Raw genomic sequence first — 1026 nt, 5'->3', positions numbered from 1 at the left:
CGCAAGTACCAGCAGGGCTTTGTGCAGGCCATCGACAATGTGGCCACGGCCCCTTTGGATCCCTGCTACCGGGAGCTTTTGGAATCCTTTCAGGCTCAGGCCAACTTGGTGATCCCAATTCGGCAGGGGGAGGAGCTCTGGGGCCTCTTGGTGCCGCAGCACTGCCGGGCCAGCCGTCCTTGGCAGGAGTGGGAAATTAAGCTCTTGCAAGAGCTGGCGGAGCAATTGGCCATTGCCTTGCAGCAAGCCCAGCTTTATGAACAGGTAAAAGCCCTGAACCAAACGCTGGAGGAGAAGGTGCAGCAGCGCACCGCCGAGCTGGAGCGGGCTTTGCAATTTGAGGCCATCTTAAAACGCATCACCGACCGCGTGCGCGATTCTCTCGACGAAGCCGAGATCCTCAATACCGCCGTGCGCGAGCTGGGGGAGAGCCTGGATGCCGATGCCTGCGATATCGGCCTTTACAACGCCGATCTCACCCTTTCCACCATCAGCTACGAGTATTGCCCCCGCTGGGATCCTGCACTCAACACTACCATACCGATGGTGGGGGGCCTCTACGACGATCTATATCGTCAACTAACGCGCAGGCAGTCTTGTTTATTTTGCGTCATCTCCTCAGATTCGCCGCGTCCCGCCAAGGATCACTGTGTGGTGGTCGCCTGTCCCCTCAGTGATAAAGACCAAGTTCTGGGAGATTTATTGCTGTTTCGACGTTCCGGCCATTGTTTTGATGAGGCGGAGATCGCCCTCATCCAGCAGGTGGCCAACCAATGCGCCATTGGGCTGCGCCAGGCGCGCCTGTTCCAAGCTGCCCAAGAGCAGGTGCAAGCCCTGGAGCGGCTTAACCGTCTTAAAGATGACTTTATCAGCACCGTCAGCCACGAGCTGCGCACCCCCCTGACCAGCTTGAAGATGGCTCTGAAGATGCTGCAGATGGCTCCCTCAACCGAAAAACGAGCTCAATATCTAAGCATTGCCGAGCGAGAATGCCAGCGGGAAATCGAGCTCATCAACGACCTGCTG

General features: G+C 57.6%; 1 protein-coding gene. It reads left to right on the top strand.

All coding sequences use genetic code 11. The annotated features are described in order from the left end of the window. Positions 1 to 1026, top strand: a 1026-nt coding sequence (locus NW857_RS13180; protein ID WP_414369244.1) for a GAF domain-containing protein, incomplete at both ends; no start/stop codon positions are given.

Source organism: Synechococcus sp. H55.9, assembly GCF_047462355.1.
Lineage (GTDB): Bacteria > Cyanobacteriota > Cyanobacteriia > Thermostichales > Thermostichaceae > Thermostichus.
The sequence above is the reverse complement of the archived record's forward strand: the minus strand, read 5'-3'. Positions and strand labels throughout refer to the sequence as shown.